The organism is Arthrobacter sp. JCM 19049, assembly GCF_001310435.1.
In genome coordinates this window covers 1-1,157 of the sequence record NZ_BAXF01000604.1, presented here as the reverse complement: position 1 = coordinate 1,157, position 1,157 = coordinate 1, and the positions used below count along the sequence as shown (strand labels likewise).

Sequence of the window (1,157 nt, the reverse complement as noted above, 5' to 3'; positions counted from 1 at the left end):
CGCGGAAGCGGAGCGAGCCGATGGATCGTGGCGGGCGGTGTGCAGCATTGCCGGTCAGCCGCGGCAGGTGCTGATCCCCCACCCCTGAAACGCCCACTCGTCGAGGCGCGACGCCGCCCCACCGGCCGCAATCATCTTGAGGTGACGGTGGCGGGGTGGGCGGCTATTGGGTCTTGCGGTCGCCGAGGAACGCGGTGGTCTGCGGGGCGAAGAGCAGTACCAGGCGATGGCGGCCACGAAGAACGCGGCCACGGCCGCGCCAATCAGCTCGGTCTGGAAATAGGTGGTCGCCAGGATCACCTGGAACAGCTGCCAGGCCACGATCGCGGCCCGGGTCCAGGCCCGGCCCTTGAAGAAGCTGAAAGCCACCCAACCCTGCCAGACGCCGGCGGCCAGGCAGAGGACCACCATGAAGATGCGCCCGGACATGTTCAGCACGCCGGGGTCGTTGATGTGCATCAGGTAGTTGATGCCATAGGCCAGCACGGCCACCGCTTCGAGCAGCACCAGTGCCGCCACGGTCTTCACGCTGGCGGGACGGGCACCGGAAAGTTCGTTGTTGCTCACGGGTTTAAATCTATCGTTTCCCCGCGGGATCTGCCAAACAGCGCCACTTGGACCGAAATGTGATTCAGGAACCCATTGTCAAATTCGGGCCGCTGCGGTACGCAATGATTCGTAGTGCGGTTTGTGACTAAGCACTCAGGGTTTACCGCTGATTTCCCCAAAACGACCCTTGTTTACTTACCTGTAACATGAAAACCTTATGAAGTTGGTTCCGGAAGTCAGTGCTTGCCGGACATTATGAAGATTTCGGTTCGTCTCGCACACAGCGACACGAGTTCCACTCCCCCGGCCGTTGCAGCATTGCCAGCCGATCCCTGCGGACGTGGAACCCGGATGGACCTCCCGGCAATTTCAAGGAGCATCAATAAGCATGGATTGGCGTAGCCGCGCGGCGTGTCTGGACAAGGACCCGGAGCTGTTCTTCCCCGTGGGGAACACTGGACCGGCTTTGTTGCAGATCGAAGAGGCCAAGAGCGTCTGCCGCCGTTGCGAAGTCGTGGAAACCTGCCTGCAGTGGGCCATCGAGTCCGGCCAGGATGCCGGCGTGTGGGGCGGCATGAGCGAGGACGAGCGTCGGGCCCTCAAGCGCC

Annotated in this window: 2 protein-coding genes; one reads left to right on the top strand and one right to left on the bottom strand. The window is 62.5% G+C overall.

Annotated elements, in window-relative coordinates; genetic code table 11:
- Positions 1-54: 54 nt before the first annotated feature.
- On the bottom strand, positions 55-567 hold the full coding sequence (locus JCM19049_RS14880; RefSeq protein ID WP_054821959.1) for a hypothetical protein: 513 nt from the start codon (positions 565-567) through the stop codon (positions 55-57).
- Between the two features lie 370 nt (positions 568-937).
- On the opposite strand from JCM19049_RS14880, the gene JCM19049_RS14875 reads away from it, so the two are divergent.
- On the top strand, positions 938-1,157 hold a 220-nt coding region (locus JCM19049_RS14875; protein ID WP_054821958.1), incomplete at its 3' end, for a WhiB family transcriptional regulator.